Genomic DNA, 16,163 nt, shown 5'->3' with positions numbered 1-16,163 from the left:
CGCACAGTATGCCATAGACAAACGATCGTTACCCTTTCGATCGTTCAGTGTTGCGCAACGGCGAGCAGGCGCGGCCGAGCGAGCGTGCGGCCCACCATGTGCCTCGCGAAGAGGTAGTCCAGCAGGGCCCGGCGGCCGAGGTCGTGCAGCGGCACGTTGCCCTGCTCGTCGCAGGGGAAGACGTAGGCGCCGGCATCGGCGCGCAGCGAGGGGAACTGCAGCGCCCACAGCGCGACGGGACGGGCAACGAAGTCATGGGCGATCATGGCGTGCTCAACAGGATCGACGGGTCCATCACGGGCGCAGCACCGGCGCGGATCTCCTCGCACAGCGCCAGGCACTGCGGCATCATGCGGCGCAAGTAGAAGCGTGCCGTGGCGACCTTCGAAGCGTAGAAGGGGTCGCCCGAGCCGCTCTTCGGCAGCGCCACCTGCACCGCGCGCAACCACACGTGCGACAGCGCCAGGTGACCCACCAGCCGCAGGTACGGCACGCTGGCCGCGCCGGCGGCATGCACGTCGCCCGTCGACAGCTCCACCAGTTCCGATGTCACCGCCGCGAGGCGCTGTGCCAGCTCGACCACGGGTGCGGCGAACTCCTGCAGGCCCGGCTGGTCCCGCTGGGCCTCTGCCTGCCTGGAGACATGCTCGATGAAGCCGGCCATGCGCAGCCCGCCGTCGGCCAGTACCTTGCGGCCGAGCAGGTCCATTGCCTGCACCCCGTTCGTGCCCTCGTAGAGCCCGACGATGCGCACGTCGCGCACGTGCTGCTCAACGCCGTTGTCGCGCACGTAGCCGTGCCCGCCGAGCACCTGCATCGCCGTGAGCGTCGACTCGAGTGCGGTATCGCTGGCCATGGCCTTGACCACGGGCGTCAGCAGCGCGAGCAGCGCGCCCGCGTCGCGGCGCCGTTCGGCGTCGGGATGCGCGTGGCTCAGGTCGATCAGCTGGGAGGCCCACAGCGCCAGCGCCCGCAGGCCTTCGACGGACGCCTTCTGCGTCAGCAGCATGCGGCGCACATCGGCGTGCAGCAGGATCGGGTCCGCCCCCGACACCGTGCCGGATCCCGGCGCGCGGCCCTGCACGCGCTCGTTGGCGTAGCGCAGCGACTTCTGCCAGGCCGCCTCCATCACGCCGATGGCGGTGATGCCCACGCCCAGCCGGAGGTGGTTCATCTGCACGAACATGCCGGCCAGGCCCTTGTGCGCATCGCCCACGAGCCAGCCGGTCGCCCCATCGAAGTTCATCGTGCACGTGGAGTTGCCGTGGATGCCCATCTTGTGCTCGATGGACCCGCACACGACGGCGTTGCGCCGGCCGAGGGTGCCGTCGGCGTTCGGGATCTCCTTGGGCACCAGGAACAGCGAGATGCCCTTCACTCCCGTCGGCGCATCAGGCAGCCGGGCCAGCACGAGATGCACGATGTTCTCGGTAAGGTCGTGCTCGCCGCCGGAGATGAAGATCTTCGAGCCGGTGATTCGATAGCTGCCGTCGGCCTGCCACTCGGCACGCGTTCGCAGCAGGCCCAGATCCGTGCCGGCGTGCGGCTCGGTCAGGCACATGGTGCCGGCCCATTGCCCGGATGCCAGCTTGGGCAGGTACATGGCCTTGAGTTCCGGCGATCCGTTGGCGCGTAGGTTGACGTAGGTGGCATTCGACATGCCGGGGTACGAGGTCAATGCCATGTTGGCCGCGCCGAAGATCTCGCTGACCGCGTTCTCCACCACCGTGGGGAACGCGGAGCCGCCGTGCTCGGTGCTGCAGCCGAGCGCGCTCCAACCGTTCTCGATGTATTGCTGGTACGCCTCGCGGAAGCCCGACGGCGTCGTGACGACGCCGTCGCGCAGCGTGCAGCCCTCCTCGTCGCCGCGGGCGTTCAGCGGCGAGATGACCTCCTCGCCGAACTGTCCGGCGGCCGACAGCACCTGGTCGATCGTGTCGCGGTCGAACTCGTCGCGGCCGCAGGACTGCATCACTGCGGAGGTCTCGAGCAACTCGTGCAGCACGAACTGGAAGTCGCGCAGCGGGGTCTTGTACTGGCTCATGGTTTATTCGCTAACGATCGTTTAGTAAAGACAATATAGGTCGACCCATGCGGCGTGTCAACCGGGAGTCGCGTCGGCGATGCGAAGAAGGTTCAGACAGCGGACGCGGCTGTCTAGCTTCGCGCCAGGATGGCGCGTCGCAGCCGCTCCATGCCGGCGTCTCTCACACCCATCGCGGCCAGCGAGCGCAGCATGTCCTCGAAATAGGCGCGATTGGTTCCGAGCGCGCCTTGGCCCGTGCAGATCATGTGGGCGACCTGCTCGATCGGCAGGCCGCCGATGTAGCGCTCATGCGCGCGGTTGACAACGAAGGTCAGTGCGCGCACCGGTCGCTCGCCTGCCCGCACGGCCATCCACCTCGCCTCGTAGGCCCCGGTCGCCATCTCGCGCTTCCACAGCAGCTGCAACTCTGCAAATGCCTTGGCGGCCGGGATGCGGAACAGCATGCCGTCACACGAGCCGCCGCGGTCGAGTGCGAGCATGGCCCCCGGCACCGACGGTGTCCCGCGCGCGATGACGAGGCGAAGGCAGAAGCGCCGATGCCAGCCGAGCACCCGTGCCCGAGCCGCATCGCTGAACTCGAACGCCGGGTTCCACATCAGCGACCCGTACCCGAACACGTGGACATCCGTGCCGCGATCGTGAGCTTCGAGCACGCCCTCGAGCGACGAGCGCAGCTCCGCTTCGCTGCGGATGCGGTAGCCCGGGGGCAGGCCGGCGAAAAGCGTGTCGAGCGGCGTCTCGCGCAGCCGCTCCCGGGTCAGCACGAGTGTGCTCATTGGGGTACCTTCGGGCTGTGCCCTCCGGTATTCGCCCTTGGGGCGGCCCGGCGGGCTCATGGCGGCTTCAGACCCGCTCCAGGCACAGCGCGATGCCCTGGCCGCCGCCGATGCACAGCGACACGACGGCCCGCTTCTCGCCGGTGCGCTGCAGCGCATGTGCGACCTTGGTGACGAGGATGGCGCCGGTCGCCCCGATCGGGTGCCCGTGCGCAATCGCGCCGCCGTCGACATTGAACCGGGCCGGATCGATCTTCAGCTCGTCGCGCACGGCAATCGCGATCGCCGCGAACGCCTCGTTGACTTCGTAGCGGTCGACGTCGCCCACCTTCCAGCCGGCGCGCTCCAGCGCCTGCCGGATCGCCGGCAACGGGCCGAGGCCGAAGAACCCGGGCTCGACCGCCGCGACGCCGACGCCGCGGATCGCAAGCATCGGCTGGAGCTGCAGGTCGCGCGCCGCAGCGGCATCGCATACCACCATCGCGGCAGCACCGCCGTTGAGGCCGGGCGCGTTGCCCGCCGTGATCGTGCCGTCCGGACGGAACGCAGGCTTCAGCCGGGCCAGCGTCTGCACGGTCGTGTCAGGGCGCGGCGACTCGTCCGCAGAGAAGCTCACGCTGCCCTTCGCTGTCTTGATCGTGAACGGCTCGATCTCGGCCTGGAAGTGCCCCGCCGCCTGCGCCGCCGCAAACCGCTGCTGCGTCTGCGCCGCGAACGCATCCTGCGCCTCGCGGCTGATATCGAACTTGGCCACAAGGTCCTCGGTGTGCCAGCCCGAGTGCTTGCCGGAGAAGGCGTCGTGCAGCCCGTCCGTCAGCAGCGCATCGATGGCTTCGGCGTGACCCAGTCGCGCGCCGAAGCGCATGCCGGGCAGCAGGTAGGGCGCCCGGTCCATGTTCTCCATGCCGCCGGCGATCGCGACGCGAGCCAGCCCGGCCGCGATCTCGGCGTAGGCTGTCGCGATCGCCTGCGCGCCCGAGCCGCAGACGCGGTTCACTGTCATCGCCGGCACGCTGACCGGCAGGCCGCCGCTGACCGCGGCCTGCCGAGCGACGTTCATGCCGTTGCCGGCCTGAATGACGTTGCCCATCACGACGGTGTCGACCCGGACCGGGTCGAGCTTGGCGCGGCGCACGGCGGCCGTGATCACATGCGCGCCCAACGCCGCGGCGGTTGTGCCCTTGAGCGAGCCGCCGAAGCTGGCGATGGCGGTGCGGACGGGGGAACAGATGACGATGTCTTGGCTCATGGCAAGGCCTCCGGTGGCTTGAAAGGGGTGGGGGGGGAGAGTCACCAGGCACGGATGCCCTTCAGGTGCGGCATGCCAGTCCCGATATTGGACAACGACCGTTTGGTGAACGAACAGTAATCAAGAACCTGCACGTCTGTCAAGAGGGCCACTCGCTGGTGACGTCCCGGTCAGCGGCTCTATACTGATAGATCGTTAAGCTAACGAACACATCCCCATGACCGAAGCCGAGCACCCATTCGATCGCGCGATCGCTCTCGACGACCTCGGCGACGGACGGTTCGCCGCGGGCACCAGCGCGCAGTACGCGAACATGGTCGGTCCCTTCGGCGGCGTGATCGCGGCGGCGTTGATGCAGTCCGTGCTCCGGCACCCGGCGCGCCTCGGGGATCCGGTCGCATTCACGATCAACTTCGCCAGCGCGATCGCCGACGGGGTGTACGAGATCGCAGCCCACCCCGTGCGCACCAACCGCTCGACGCAGCACTGGTCGATCGTCGCAACGCAGTCCGGGGACGTGGTCGCGACGGCGACCGCCGTCTTTGCGAAGCGCCGCCCGACCTGGTCGCGGCCCGAGGCCGAGCCGCCGCCCCCGGTCGTGCCGTTCGATCTGCTGGCACGCGCAACTTCCGCCGGCCGCCCGCCCTGGGTGAGCCGCTACGAGATGCGCACGATGGCCGGCGAGATGCCGAGCGACTGGGACGGCGGCGAAGCGGCGAGCTCGACGAGTTGCCTCTGGGTACGCGACGACCCGCCGCGCCCGCTGGACTATGCGTCGCTGACGGCTTTGTGCGACACCTTCATGCCGCGAATCTTCATCCGTCGCCGACTGTGGGTGCCGATCGGCACGGTCACGCTGACGATCTACTTCCACGCCGACGCGCAAATGCTGATCGCACTGGGCGATCGACCGTTGCTCGGGGTCGCCCGCGCGCAGAATTTCCGCGACGGCTACTTCGATCAGTCCGCGCAACTCTGGGACGACCAGCAGCGGCTGCTGGCGAGCACGCACCAGATGGTCTACTACCGAGAGTAGCGAATCATGCTCGGCATCGTTGCCGAGCAGATCAGGATGTCGCTCGGCCCGCTACGCTGACGCCGGCAGCGCATAGTCGCGAAGCATCTCGCGCAGCTTGCTCTTGAGCATCTTGCCCGTCGGGCCCAGCGGAATGGCGTCGACGAAGACGGCGTCGTCGGGGGTCTGCCACTTCGCGACCTTGCCTTCGTAGAAGCCGATCAGCTCGGCCGCGCTCAAATCCATGCCCGGCCGCCTGACGGCCACGATGATCGGCCGCTCGTCCCACTTCGGATGGGGCACGCCGATGCAGGCGGCGATCTGGATCGCCGGATGCGACATCGCGATGTTCTCGACGCCGATGGAGCTGATCCACTCGCCGCCGGACTTGATGACGTCCTTGGTGCGGTCGGTGATCTGCATGTAGCCGTCGGGGTCGATGGTCGCCACGTCGCCGGTGCGGAACCACCCGTCGTCGAGCGGGCTGCGCCCTTCGTGCTTGAAGTAGTCCTGGATCACCCAGTGGCCGCGAACCTGCAGGTCGCCGAAGGTCTTGCCGTCCCAGGCCGCCTCACGGCCGTCGGTGCTGACGATGCGCATGTCGACGCCAAACACGGCCCGGCCTTGCTTGAGGAGCACGCCGGCGCGCTCTTCGGGCGGCAGGCCCATGTGCTTGCGCTTGAGCGCGCCCAACGTACCGATCGGGCTGGTCTCGGTCATGCCCCAGGCGTGCCGCACCTCGACGTGATGTCTCGCAAACGCCTCGAGCATCGCCGGCGGGCATGCCGCGCCGCCGATCACCGTGCGCCGCAGGGTCGAGAAGCTCAGCTTGTTCGCATCGACATGGGTCAGCAGCATCTGCCAGATCGTCGGCACGCCGGCCGCACAGGTCACCTGCTCGGTCTCGATCAGCGCGTGGATGGACTTGCCGTCCATCGCCGGACCCGGCAGCACCAGCTTGCAGCCGGTCAGCGCGGCGCCGTAGGGGATGCCCCAGGCGTTGACATGGAACATCGGCACCACGGGCAGGATGCAGTCGGCCGCGGACAGATCCAGCACGTCGGGCACGGCACCGGCATACGCATGCAGGATCGTGGACCGATGGCTGTAGAGGGCGGCCTTCGGGTGCCCGGTCGTGCCGCTCGTGTAGCACATGCTCGACGCTGCGTTCTCGTCGAATGTTGGCCAGTCGTAGTCGGTCGGCTCGCGGCCGATCCAGCGCTCGTAGCTCACCAGGTTGGGCAGGCCGCTGTCGGCGGGGAGGTTGGCGTCATCGCACAGCGCGACGTAGTGCTGGATCGTTTCGCACTTCGAATGGATGGCCTGGACCAGTGGCAGGAAGCTCACGTCGAAGCACAGGACCCGGTCTTCCGCGTGGTTCGCGATCCAGGCGATCTGGTCGGCCGGCAGCCTCGGGTTGATGGTGTGCAGCACCCGCCCCGACCCCGAGACGCCGAAGTACAGCTCCAGGTGCCGGTAGCCGTTCCAGGCCAGGGTCGCGACACGATCGGAGAACTGCAGCCCCAGCGCATCCAGCGCGCGCGCCACCTGGCGTGAGCGCCGGGCGACGTCGCTCCAGCTGCTGCGATGGATGTCGCCCTCCACCCGGCGCGAGACAACCTCGCCGTCGCCATGGTGGCGCTCTGCAAAGGTGATCAGCGACGAGATCAGGAGCGGGTGGTTCTGGATCGATCCGAGCATGCGGGTCTCCGTTGGTTAGATAACGATCGTTTGCTGAACGGACGCTAATCCACGTTCCGGCCGCTGTCAACACGGGAACTCTCGGGTATCGCCTCGACATCGGCGACCTATATTCAAGTCTCGTTCACCTAACGATCGTTTTTTCATGATGGACCCCCTTCTGACACAGGCAGCGCAGCTGGCCGCCCAGGGCATGGCCAGCGGTGCGATCTACGGTCTGGTCGCCCTCGGACTGGTCCTGGGCTACAAGGCCACGGAGGTCATGAACTTCGCTCATGGCGACGTCGTCATGCTCTCGGCATTCGTCGCCTGGGGGCTGATCACCCGGGCCGGCATGTCGTTCTGGCTCGCGCTGCCCTGCGTGATGGCCCTCGTGGCCGTGCTGTGCTGGGCACTCGAGGCCGGGGTCATGCGGCGCATCGTCGGCCAGCCGCAGTTCGCCGGGATCATGCTGACGATCGGCATCGGCTTCATGATCCGCGGCGCGGTGAGCATGTCGTTCGGCCCCGAATCGCGCACCTATGCGACGCCGTGGACCGACCGCTCGACGGAGGTCGCCGGCGTGGTGCTTTCCAGCCTCAGTCTGGTCATCGTCGGTGCCGCGCTCGCGGTGACGCTGCTGCTGTACGTGTTCCTGCGTCACACGGCGCTCGGCATCGCCGTTCACGCGAGCGCGCAGAACCAGCTCGCCGCCTACTTGTGCGGCGTGCGCGTGAAACGCCTGAACTCCCTGGTGTGGGCCCTGTCCGGCGCCATCGCCGCGCTGTGCGGCCTCCTGCTCGCGCCGATTTCGCTGGTGGACCTGAGCCTGTGGACCGTCATGCTCAAGGCGCTGGCCGCGCTCGTGCTCGGCGGGTTCGGCAGCGCCCCGGGCGCGATCGCCGGCGGGCTGGTCATCGGCCTGGTCGAGCAGTTCGCCGGCGTCTACCTTGCCGACGGATTCAAGGACGTGATGGCCTATCTCGTGCTCATCGGCGCCCTCGTGCTGCGACCGCGGGGCCTCTTCGGCGACGCGCACGGGCGGAGGGTCTGAGCCATGGCCTACGAAACGGATTACGACCAGGCGCGCCGACTCCTGCGCACACCGGCGCAGCGCGGCGCCTACGGCGCACTCGCCCTCGTGCTCGCCGCGCTGCCCTTCGTGTTGCCGGCCTTCTACGTCGGCGAGCTGAGCTTCGTCTTCATCATGTGCGTCGCGAGCCTGGGCCTCATGACGCTCACGGGTTTCACCGGGCAGGTATCGCTCGGCCAGGCGGCTTTCGTAGCCATCGGCGCCTACGTACACACCCTGCTGCTGGCATCAGGATGGCCGCTTCCGCTGTCCCTGGCCGGCGCAGCGGTCGCCTCGGCGCTGGCCGGGCTGGCCATCGGCGTTCCGGCGATACGCGTGTCCGGTCTGCACCTGGCGATGGTGACGCTCGCGTTCTCCATCATCACCGAGCACGCGCTGGGCCGCTGGAAGGGCGTCACCGGCGGGCACAACGGCCTGGCGGTGCCGGAGCCAACGCTGTTCGGATTCGGCCTCGGCGGCACCGTGCCGTTCTACTTCCTGTGCCTGGCCGTGCTCACTGCGGTGCTTCTCGTGCTGCTGAACCTGATGCGCTCGGCCACCGGCCGTGCGTTCGTCGGTCTGCGCGACTCGGAGGCCGCGGCGCAAGCGCTGGGCATCCGCGTGGCGCGCGCGAAGATCCTCGCCTTCGGCCTGTCGGCGGCCATCTGCGGCATCGCGGGCGCCCTGCTGTCGCACTACACGCAATACATCACGCCGGAGACGTTCGGCCTGGCGCTGTCGCTGCAGCTGGTGCTGATGGTGTTCATTGGCGGGCTGGGCAGCCTCCGCGGCGCGATCCTCGGCGCGATCCTGATCGCGCTGCTGCCCTCCTTCATCTCGCTGCTCAAGCCAATGCTGCCGGCTCGGCTCGGTTCGCAGCTCGGACTCGAGCTCTTCATCTACGGCGGCGTGCTGACCTTCTTCGTCCTGCTCGAGCCGACGGGTCTGAACGGGCGCTGGATGCGGCTGCGCAAGTGGCTCGCGCAGTACCCACTCGTGACGGCCTCCGCCAGCCACCGCAACAAGGTCTACATGCAATCGGAGCGCAATCGATGAGCACGCGCCTGGCCATGAGCAGCATCGCCATCGCGCCGCGGGCCGTCACCGCGGCAGCGTCCCTTGCGGCGTCCCCGGCGGTCCCCGCATTCTTCGAGGTCCGCTCGATCGGCCTCGCGTTCGGCGGCGTGCAGGCGGTGCGCGACGTGAGCTTCACGATCGAGCCCGGCGAAGTCCTCGCCATCATCGGACCCAACGGCGCCGGCAAGACCTCGGTGCTGAACCTGATCACGCGCGTGTTCGACCCGACGATGGGCAGCATCCACTTCGACGGCCGCGACATCACGCGCGTGGCGCGGCACGACGTCGTGCGGCACGGCATCGCCCGCACGTTCCAGAACATCGAGCTGTTCGATGGCGCGACAGTGCTCGAGAACCTGCTGCTCGGCCGCCATCGCGCCGGGCACGGCAGCCTGCTGGCGCAGATGCTGAACCTGCCGTCCGTGCGGCGCGCGGAGGCACAAACCCGCGCGCGGGTCGAGAACGTCGTGCGCCTGCTCGATCTCGCCCCCTTGCGCCATCGTCCGGTGGGCGAGCTGCCCTATGGCATCCGCAAGGTGGTCGAGCTCGGCCGCGCGCTCGCCGCCGAACCGCGCCTGCTGCTGCTCGACGAGCCGGCCTCGGGCCTCAACCCCGAGGAGACCCGCCAGCTCGCCGGCTGGATCGACGACATCCGGGCCGAGCTCGGCATCACCGTGGTGATGGTCGAGCACGACATGTCGCTGGTGTCGTCGGTCGCCACGCGCGCGATCGTGATGGACCAGGGCCGCGTGCTGACGATCGGCACGCCGGCCGAGGTGCAGTCGGACCCGCGCGTCATCACCGCCTACCTGGGAACCTGAGCATGACCACGCTGCTGTCAGTGCGCGACGTCGAGACCTGGTACGGCCCGGTGCGAGCCCTCCACGGCGTCGGCCTGGAGGTGCACGCGGGCCAGATCGTGACGGTGCTCGGCGCCAACGGTGCCGGCAAGACGACGCTGCTCAACACCATCGCCGGGGTGGTGTCGCCGCACAAGGGCAGCATCCGGCTCGACGGCGAGGAGATCGGCGGCCTCGATGCCGATGCCGTCTGCCGCAGTGGCGTCGTCCTCGTGCCCGAGGGGCGGCAGGTCTTTCCGTTCCTCAGCGTGTCGGAGAACCTCGCGATGGGCGCCTTCGCCCGCCGCAGTGACCCCGCGGTGCGGCGCGACGTCGACCAGATCTACGAGTGGTTCCCGCGCCTGCAGGAGCGCCATCGGCAACCGGCCGGGCAGCTCTCCGGTGGCGAGCAGCAGATGCTGGCCATCGGCCGTGCCTACATGGCCAAGCCGCGCCTGCTGCTGCTCGATGAGCCGTCGCTCGGGCTGTCGCCGCTGTTCACCAAGGAAGTGTTCGCCATCGTCAGGCGCATCCGGGAGCAGGCCGGCATCGCCGTGCTCGTGGTCGAGCAGAACGCTTCCATCGCGCTGAACACCGCCGACCACGGCTACGTGCTCGAGCTCGGACGCGTCGCCGCCTCGGCCTCCTGCGAGGCGCTGCGCCAGCGCGCCGACATCAAGGACTTCTACCTCGGCGCTTCGTCGCCGCCCACCTCGCCACGGAGACTCGCATGAGCCTGAACCGCCGCTCGATCCTCAAGGCCACTGCCGCCATCGCCGCCCCTGCGGTGTGGAGTTCCCGCTCGCTCGCCGCCGGCGTCTCCGACAAGGAGATCGTGCTCGGTACGCATCTCGACCTGTCCGGACCCGTGGCGGTCGCGATGCCGTTCATCCGCAACGGCATCCAGATGCGCATCGACGAGGCGAACGACGCCGGCGGCATCCACGGCCGCAAGCTCCGGCTGGTGATCGAGGACAACGCCAGCCAGCCGCCGCAGGCCGTGCGCGCGGTCGACAAGCTGCTGCGCAAGGACGAGATCTTCGCGATGCTGTGCCCGTTCGGCTCCGGGCCGTGCGTGGCCACGGCGAAGAAGGTCGCCGACGCGGGTGTGGTCACGTTCGGGCCCTATGCCGCCTCCGCCCTCGTGCGCCAGGCCGCAGGCACCACGCCGCTGCTGTTCACGACCAACCTGCACTATGACTCGACGACCTCCGCCGCCGTGCGCTGGGCGGTGGAGCATCTGGGCAGCCGCCGCGTCGGCATCGTCTACCAGGAAGGCGCGTTCGGCGACCTGGTGACCCGTGGCGTCAAGGCCGCGCTCGCCGCGCGCAATCTGCCGCTGGTGGCCGAAGCGAGCTACAAGGTCGGCGACATCGACCTGTCGTCGCAGGTGTCGCGCATGCAGGCAGCCAAGGCCGACCTGATCGTCACCGCCACGACCACCCGCGAGACCATCGCCGTCGCGGCGGAGGTGAAGAAGCTCGGCCTCGCCGGCGTCAACGTGCTCACGGCCAGCCCCGGGCGGGCCGGGCTGACGGTCGCGCTCGGCAAGCAGGCCGTGGAGGGGATGTACGGCTGCGGCACCTGGGGCATCACCTTGCCGCGACACGCCACCGGTGCGCTCAAGTCCTTCTACGACAGCTACCGCAAGCGCTTCGGCAGCGAGCCGGACGACATCTCGGTGGCCTTCTACGACTACGCGAGCTGGTTCGTGCAGGAGCTGACCCGGGCCGGACGGGACGTCACGACCGACAAGCTCGTCAAGGCGCTGCAGACGTCGAGCTTCAAGGGCCTGGCGTCCTACGACACCCAGCGCTTCGTCGACAACCACATCGGCCCGGAATGGACGCGCGTCGAGCAGGTCGTCGAGGGTGTCTGGGTGCCGCGCTCGCCGGTGCTCGATCCGAGCAAGGGCGTGTCCTGACATGGCGCGCGACTTTTCGACCCTGCCGCAGTTGTGGCGGAAGCGCTGCGCCGAGCAAGGCGATCGCGCCGCGATGCGCTACAAGCAGCGCGGCATCTGGTCGACGGTGTCGTGGCGGCAGTTCTTCGAGGATGCCCGCGCCATCGCGATGGCCATGTCCGCCGCCGGCGTGGGTCCCGGCGACGTGGTGGCCGTGCTCGCCGAGAACCGCCCCGAGTGGCTGGTCGTCGAGCTCGCGGCGCAGGCCCTCGGCGGCATCGTGCACGGCATCGAGCCGCATGCGACGGCGGCCGAGGCCGGGCTGGCGCTGCAGCGCAGCGCGGCGCGCATCGTCTTTGTCGACACGGTCGAACAACTGGCCAAGGTGCGCAGCAGCGACGCCGCGGACCTCCAGTTGCGCCAGGTGGTCGCGTTCGAGTCGCACGGCCTTCATGCGGCGGAGCACGACCGCATCGTGCGTTACGACGACTGGCTCGCGAGCGGCACTCGGCTCGCGCGCGAGCACCCTCGCCTTTTCGACGAGCGGATCGACCAAGGTCGGGACGACGCGATCGCACTGTTCGCGCCGGGCGCTGGAACGGCGGTGCCGGTGACCCAGGGCGAGCTGCTCGTGCGGTTGTGGTCGGCGCTCGAGTGGATGAAGCTCGATTCCGGCGACCACGTGTTGTCCTTCGAGCCGCTGATGCAGGTCGGCGAGCGCGTGGCCGTGCTGGCGGCGATGCTGGCCCTCGGCGTCCTGGTGCACTTTCCGGAGAGCTCGTCGACCGTGTTCAACGACCTGGCCGAGGCGGCGCCGCACATGGTGCGCGCGCCGGCACGCTTCTGGGCGCGCTTGCACGACCGGGTGGAGCAGGCGATGAACGACGCGCCGCCGCGGGCAAGGCGCTCGTACGCCCGCGCCCTGGCCGCCACGCGCCGCGGCTGGTGGAGGCGTGCCCTGCTGCGCCGTGTGAGCCGCTCGCTCGGGCTGCAGCGCATGCGCATGGCCATCGTCGTCCCGGGCGACGTCGAGTCGCACGTGGCCGCGTGGTACCGCGCACTCGACATACCGCTGCTGTCGCGCCCTGCCGCCTGACACCACACGGGCGCGCTTGACAGGCGTCGCTCGTCGTCGTATTGTGAATGAACGATCGTTTATTAAAGGAGATGCAATCCATGGAATCGACAAAGAAGGTGGCGCTCGTCATCGGCGCCGGCGACGCCACCGGAGGCGCCATCGCGCGACGCTTCGCGAAGGAGGGCTACGTGGCCTGCGTGACGCGCCGCGAGGCCGCCAAGCTCGAGCCGCTGCTCGAGCAGATCCGCAACGCAGGTGGCACCGCCCAAGGCTTCGGCTCGGATGCGCGCAAGGAAGAGGAAGTGGTGGCGCTGATCGAGAAGATCGAGTCGGAGATCGGCCCGATCGAGGTCCTCGTCTTCAACATCGGCGCCAACGTGCCGTGCAGCATCCTCGAGGAAACGGCGCGCAAGTACTTCAAGATCTGGGAGATGGCTTGCCTCTCGGGCTTCCTCAACGCACGAGAGGTCGCGCGGCGCATGGTCGCGCGCGGCCGGGGCACGATCCTCTTCACCGGCGCAACGGCGGGCCTGCGCGGCGCGGCCAACTTCGCGGCATTCGCCGGCGCCAAGCACGCGCTGCGCGCGCTGGCGCAGTCGATGGCGCGCGAGCTCGGTCCGAAGAACATCCACGTCGGGCACATCGTTGTCGACGGCGCGATCGACACCGAATTCATCCGCACCAGCTTCCCCGAGCGCTACGCGCTGAAGGACCAGGACGGCATCCTCGACCCCGATCACATCGCCGAGAACTACTGGTACCTGCACACGCAACCGCGCGACGCCTGGACCCACGAGCTCGACCTGCGGCCCTACATGGAACGCTTCTGAACGACAAGGACCAAGACCAAATGCAAACCCGCATCACAAAGCTGTTCGGCATCCGCCACCCGATCATCCAGGGCGGCATGCACTACGTCGGCTTCGCCGAGCTGGCGGCCGCCGTCTCCAACGCCGGAGGGCTCGGCATCATCACGGCCCTGACGCAAAAGACGCCCGAGCTGCTGGCCCGGGAGATCTCGCGCTGCCGCTCGATGACCGACCAGCCGATCGGCGTGAACCTCACCTTCCTGCCGACCTTCTCGGAGCCCCCGTATGCCGAGTACATCCAGGCGATCGCCGAAGGCGGGGTGCGCATCGTCGAGACGGCGGGGCGCAGCCCGCAGGCGTACATGCCCGGGCTGAAGGCCGCCGGCATCAAGGTCATCCACAAATGCACCTCCGTACGGCACGCACTGAAGGCGCAGCAGATCGGCTGCGACGCCGTCAGCGTCGACGGCTTCGAGTGCGGCGGCCATCCCGGCGAGGACGACATCCCGAACATGATCCTGCTGCCGCGGGCGGCCGACGAGTTGTCGATCCCGTTCGTCGCCTCGGGCGGCATGGCCGACGCGCGCAGCCTCGTGGCAGCGCTCGCACTGGGCGCCGACGGCATCAACATGGGTACGCGGTTCGTCGCTACCAAGGAGGCACCCGTGCACGAGAACGTCAAGCGGGCCATCGTCGAGGCCACCGAGCTCGACACGCGCCTGGTGATGCGCCCTCTTCGCAACACCGAGCGCGTGCTGAAGAACGCGGGGGTCGACAGGCTGCTGGAGATCGAGCGCGAGAAAGGCGAGGCGCTGCAGATCTCCGATGTCTACGAGCAGGTGGCCGGCGTCTACCCCAAGGTGATGGTCGGCGGCGAGATGGACGCCGGCGCCTGGAGCTGCGGCATGGTCGCCGGCCTCATTCACGACATCCCGAGCGTGAAAGAGCTGATCGACCGCATCATGGCCGACGCGCGCCGGATCATCCGCTCGCGCATGGCCGAGATGCTGGAGCCGCACGCGCAACGCGAAGCCGAACTCCTTGCCTGACATGCACGGCCACTACGGAGCAGAAGAGCGATGAGCGAGCATGTGCAGACGGATCTGAGGGCGGGCGTTCTGACCCTCACCTTGGCCAGAGTCGACAAGAAGAACGCCTTGTCGAACGACATGTACGCCGCGCTGGCCGACGCGATCGAAGGCGCGGAGAGCGATCCCTCGATTCGGGTGATCGTGTTCCGCGCGCTCGGTGAGACGTTCACGGCAGGCAACGACATTGCGGAGTTCGCTGCCCAAGCAGCCGGTTCCGGCCCCAAGGAGCCGCAGGTTCTGCGATTCCTTCGTGCGTTGGTCACGGCAACTCGACCGTTGGTGGCGGCGGTACAAGGTCACGCGGTCGGCGTGGGCACGACGATGCTCCTTCACTGCGACTACGTCCTCCTCGCGGAGAACGCAGTGCTCATGACTCCGTTCGTGAACCTGGCCTTGGTGCCGGAGGCCGGGTCCAGCCAGTTGATGCCCGCTCTCGTAGGCCACCTTCGCGCGTTCAAGATGTTTGCGCTCGGCGAGCCTGTCCGTGCGACCGAGGCCGTGGCCTGGGGACTCGCAAGTCGGTGCGTGCCATTGCAGGCGCTTCACGAGGAGGCGCGACAAGTCGCGGACCGTATTGCCAAGCAGCCGGCCGGTGCATTGCTTGCCACCAAGAAGCTCATGCGGGACCCCGAAACGCTCGTGGCGCGAATGGAGCGGGAGAACGAAGTCTTCGCACGACGGCTGCAGAGTTCGGAGGCGCGCGAGGCATTCACGGCATTCGCTCGGCGCCGGCCACCAGATGGGTCGCGTCAGTGAGACGCAGGCATTGCCATCCCGAACACCGGCGCGGGGGGGATCGACTTCCGACCGCGCCCCGCGCCTTCACGTGACCCTGGCGTAGGCCGCGATGAACACCCGCACCGCCTCCCGCAGCAGCGCCCTGTTCTCCCGCGCATCGGGCATGTCGAGCATCAGCAGCCCGCGGATGTGGCCATCGCCAAGGAACATCGACAGGAACAAGTCTGCCGCCTGACGCGGGTGCCGTACCTGCAGCGTGCCCTGCGCATGAGCGCGGCGCAGATAAGCGGCCAGGTCGCTGATCAGCCTGTCGGCTCCCTGCCTGTAGAAAGCAAGGCACGCCTCGCGCTGCGTCGCGGCGGCGCCGTAGAGCGAGCGAAATTTCCCCAGCGTTTGCTCCTCACGCGCCAGCGTGAGGAACTGCTCTCCGATGGCCAGCAGCGCCTTCTGCGGCTGCTCCGGGTCCAGCGCTTCGACGCCGGCCAGCCCGCCCATCACGCGATCGGTGCGTTCGCGAACCACCGCCTCGAACAGGCCCTCCTTCGAAGCGAAGTGGCTGTAGATGGTCATCTTCGAGACGCCGGCTTCGGCGGCGATGGCATCGACGCTGGCCCGCTCCAGACCATGCGCATAGAAGTGGCTGCGCGCCGCTTCCATGATGCGCCGGCAGCGCTCGGGGTCGCGCGGTCGGCCGCGCCGGGGCGGCGGCAGGGGCGCGACATCGTCCTCGGTTGGGGGCATCGGCTGCTTTCTGTACTTGACAGTCCATTATGTTCCACTACACTTAGT

Annotated in this window: 16 protein-coding genes; 10 read left to right on the top strand and 6 right to left on the bottom strand. The window is 68.6% G+C overall.

The features are described 5' to 3' along the window. Positions 1-44 precede the first annotated feature (44 nt). The 4 genes from HLB44_RS32145 to HLB44_RS32130 all read right to left on the bottom strand — a co-directional run bounded on the left by HLB44_RS32145 (position 45) and on the right by HLB44_RS32130 (position 4,072). Positions 45-266, bottom strand: a complete 222-nt coding sequence (locus HLB44_RS32145; protein WP_173133300.1) for a hypothetical protein — start codon at positions 264-266, stop codon at positions 45-47. Next, a complete protein-coding gene (locus tag HLB44_RS32140) occupies positions 263-2,044 on the bottom strand; it encodes an acyl-CoA dehydrogenase C-terminal domain-containing protein (protein WP_173133298.1) in 1,782 nt (593 codons plus the stop codon). Before HLB44_RS32140 ends, HLB44_RS32145 begins: the two co-directional genes overlap by 4 nt. A 113-nt stretch (positions 2,045-2,157) precedes the next feature. After that, the gene (locus HLB44_RS32135) at positions 2,158-2,823 is read right to left on the bottom strand and encodes a gamma-glutamylcyclotransferase (protein WP_173133296.1); all 666 of its coding nucleotides are present in this window, start codon (positions 2,821-2,823) and stop codon (positions 2,158-2,160) included. 67 nt (positions 2,824-2,890) lie between these two features. Beyond that, positions 2,891-4,072, bottom strand: a complete 1,182-nt coding sequence (locus HLB44_RS32130; RefSeq protein WP_173133294.1) for a thiolase family protein — start codon at positions 4,070-4,072, stop codon at positions 2,891-2,893. A gap of 217 nt (positions 4,073-4,289) precedes the next feature. Here HLB44_RS32130 and HLB44_RS32125 point away from each other — a divergent pair, with 217 nt between their 5' ends. Continuing rightward, positions 4,290-5,108 (top strand): acyl-CoA thioesterase, encoded by an 819-nt coding sequence (locus HLB44_RS32125; protein WP_173133292.1) that lies wholly within the window; start codon positions 4,290-4,292, stop codon positions 5,106-5,108. Between the two features lie 51 nt (positions 5,109-5,159). On the opposite strand, the gene HLB44_RS32120 is transcribed toward HLB44_RS32125, so the two are convergent. After that, positions 5,160-6,788 carry a 3-(methylthio)propionyl-CoA ligase gene (locus HLB44_RS32120; protein ID WP_173133289.1) on the bottom strand — a complete coding sequence of 543 codons (1,629 nt, stop codon included), beginning with the start codon at positions 6,786-6,788 and terminating at the stop codon, positions 5,160-5,162. A 145-nt stretch (positions 6,789-6,933) separates the two neighbouring features. Here HLB44_RS32120 and HLB44_RS32115 point away from each other — a divergent pair, with 145 nt between their 5' ends. The 9 genes from HLB44_RS32115 to HLB44_RS32075 all read left to right on the top strand — a co-directional run bounded on the left by HLB44_RS32115 (position 6,934) and on the right by HLB44_RS32075 (position 15,392). Next, on the top strand, positions 6,934-7,821 hold the full coding sequence (locus HLB44_RS32115) for a branched-chain amino acid ABC transporter permease (protein WP_173133285.1): 888 nt from the start codon (positions 6,934-6,936) through the stop codon (positions 7,819-7,821). Positions 7,822-7,824: 3 nt separating this feature from the next. Beyond that, positions 7,825-8,895: a branched-chain amino acid ABC transporter permease gene (locus tag HLB44_RS32110; protein WP_173133282.1), complete on the top strand. Its 1,071-nt coding sequence runs from the start codon at positions 7,825-7,827 to the stop codon at positions 8,893-8,895. Continuing rightward, entirely contained in the window at positions 8,892-9,737 is an 846-nt protein-coding gene (locus tag HLB44_RS32105; RefSeq protein WP_246312593.1) for an ABC transporter ATP-binding protein, read from the top strand. The genes HLB44_RS32110 and HLB44_RS32105 overlap by 4 nt, the downstream gene beginning before the upstream one ends. Positions 9,738-9,739: 2 nt before the next feature. Next, the gene (locus tag HLB44_RS32100; RefSeq protein ID WP_173133279.1) at positions 9,740-10,489 is read left to right on the top strand and encodes an ABC transporter ATP-binding protein; all 750 of its coding nucleotides are present in this window, start codon (positions 9,740-9,742) and stop codon (positions 10,487-10,489) included. Then, the gene (locus tag HLB44_RS32095) at positions 10,486-11,679 is read left to right on the top strand and encodes an ABC transporter substrate-binding protein (protein WP_173133277.1); all 1,194 of its coding nucleotides are present in this window, start codon (positions 10,486-10,488) and stop codon (positions 11,677-11,679) included. Before HLB44_RS32100 ends, HLB44_RS32095 begins: the two co-directional genes overlap by 4 nt. Position 11,680: 1 nt before the next feature. Continuing rightward, complete coding sequence (locus tag HLB44_RS32090; RefSeq protein WP_173133274.1) at positions 11,681-12,754, top strand: AMP-binding protein; 1,074 nt, start codon at positions 11,681-11,683, stop codon at positions 12,752-12,754. A gap of 80 nt (positions 12,755-12,834) precedes the next feature. Then, a complete protein-coding gene (locus HLB44_RS32085) occupies positions 12,835-13,566 on the top strand; it encodes an SDR family oxidoreductase (RefSeq protein WP_173133271.1) in 732 nt (243 codons plus the stop codon). Positions 13,567-13,586: 20 nt separating this feature from the next. Continuing rightward, positions 13,587-14,594 (top strand): NAD(P)H-dependent flavin oxidoreductase, encoded by a 1,008-nt coding sequence (locus HLB44_RS32080; protein ID WP_173133268.1) that lies wholly within the window; start codon positions 13,587-13,589, stop codon positions 14,592-14,594. A gap of 30 nt (positions 14,595-14,624) precedes the next feature. Next, entirely contained in the window at positions 14,625-15,392 is a 768-nt protein-coding gene (locus HLB44_RS32075; protein ID WP_173133265.1) for an enoyl-CoA hydratase, read from the top strand. Positions 15,393-15,458: 66 nt separating this feature from the next. On the opposite strand, the gene HLB44_RS32070 is transcribed toward HLB44_RS32075, so the two are convergent. Continuing rightward, a complete protein-coding gene (locus tag HLB44_RS32070) occupies positions 15,459-16,031 on the bottom strand; it encodes a TetR/AcrR family transcriptional regulator (protein ID WP_246312592.1) in 573 nt (190 codons plus the stop codon). Between the last annotated feature and the right edge of the window lie 132 nt (positions 16,032-16,163).

Origin of the sequence: Pseudaquabacterium terrae (assembly GCF_013266755.1) — a bacterium.
GTDB lineage: Bacteria > Pseudomonadota > Gammaproteobacteria > Burkholderiales > Burkholderiaceae_C > Pseudaquabacterium > Pseudaquabacterium terrae.
The sequence above is the reverse complement of the archived record's forward strand: the minus strand, read 5'-3'. Positions and strand labels throughout refer to the sequence as shown.

What these genes read in the sequence shown, in the direction of transcription:
- HLB44_RS32145 (WP_173133300.1), bottom strand. Translation starts at nt 266, where the DNA reads ATGATCGCCCATGACTTCGTTGCCCGTCCCGTCGCGCTGTGGGCGCTG.
- HLB44_RS32140 (WP_173133298.1), bottom strand. Translation starts at nt 2,044, where the DNA reads ATGAGCCAGTACAAGACCCCGCTGCGCGACTTCCAGTTCGTGCTGCAC.
- HLB44_RS32135 (WP_173133296.1), bottom strand. Translation starts at nt 2,823, where the DNA reads ATGAGCACACTCGTGCTGACCCGGGAGCGGCTGCGCGAGACGCCGCTC.
- HLB44_RS32130 (WP_173133294.1), bottom strand. Translation starts at nt 4,072, where the DNA reads ATGAGCCAAGACATCGTCATCTGTTCCCCCGTCCGCACCGCCATCGCC.
- HLB44_RS32125 (WP_173133292.1), top strand. Translation starts at nt 4,290, where the DNA reads ATGACCGAAGCCGAGCACCCATTCGATCGCGCGATCGCTCTCGACGAC.
- HLB44_RS32120 (WP_173133289.1), bottom strand. Translation starts at nt 6,788, where the DNA reads ATGCTCGGATCGATCCAGAACCACCCGCTCCTGATCTCGTCGCTGATC.
- HLB44_RS32115 (WP_173133285.1), top strand. Translation starts at nt 6,934, where the DNA reads ATGATGGACCCCCTTCTGACACAGGCAGCGCAGCTGGCCGCCCAGGGC.
- HLB44_RS32110 (WP_173133282.1), top strand. Translation starts at nt 7,825, where the DNA reads ATGGCCTACGAAACGGATTACGACCAGGCGCGCCGACTCCTGCGCACA.
- HLB44_RS32105 (WP_246312593.1), top strand. Translation starts at nt 8,892, where the DNA reads ATGAGCACGCGCCTGGCCATGAGCAGCATCGCCATCGCGCCGCGGGCC.
- HLB44_RS32100 (WP_173133279.1), top strand. Translation starts at nt 9,740, where the DNA reads ATGACCACGCTGCTGTCAGTGCGCGACGTCGAGACCTGGTACGGCCCG.
- HLB44_RS32095 (WP_173133277.1), top strand. Translation starts at nt 10,486, where the DNA reads ATGAGCCTGAACCGCCGCTCGATCCTCAAGGCCACTGCCGCCATCGCC.
- HLB44_RS32090 (WP_173133274.1), top strand. Translation starts at nt 11,681, where the DNA reads ATGGCGCGCGACTTTTCGACCCTGCCGCAGTTGTGGCGGAAGCGCTGC.
- HLB44_RS32085 (WP_173133271.1), top strand. Translation starts at nt 12,835, where the DNA reads ATGGAATCGACAAAGAAGGTGGCGCTCGTCATCGGCGCCGGCGACGCC.
- HLB44_RS32080 (WP_173133268.1), top strand. Translation starts at nt 13,587, where the DNA reads ATGCAAACCCGCATCACAAAGCTGTTCGGCATCCGCCACCCGATCATC.
- HLB44_RS32075 (WP_173133265.1), top strand. Translation starts at nt 14,625, where the DNA reads ATGAGCGAGCATGTGCAGACGGATCTGAGGGCGGGCGTTCTGACCCTC.
- HLB44_RS32070 (WP_246312592.1), bottom strand. Translation starts at nt 16,031, where the DNA reads ATGGAAGCGGCGCGCAGCCACTTCTATGCGCATGGTCTGGAGCGGGCC.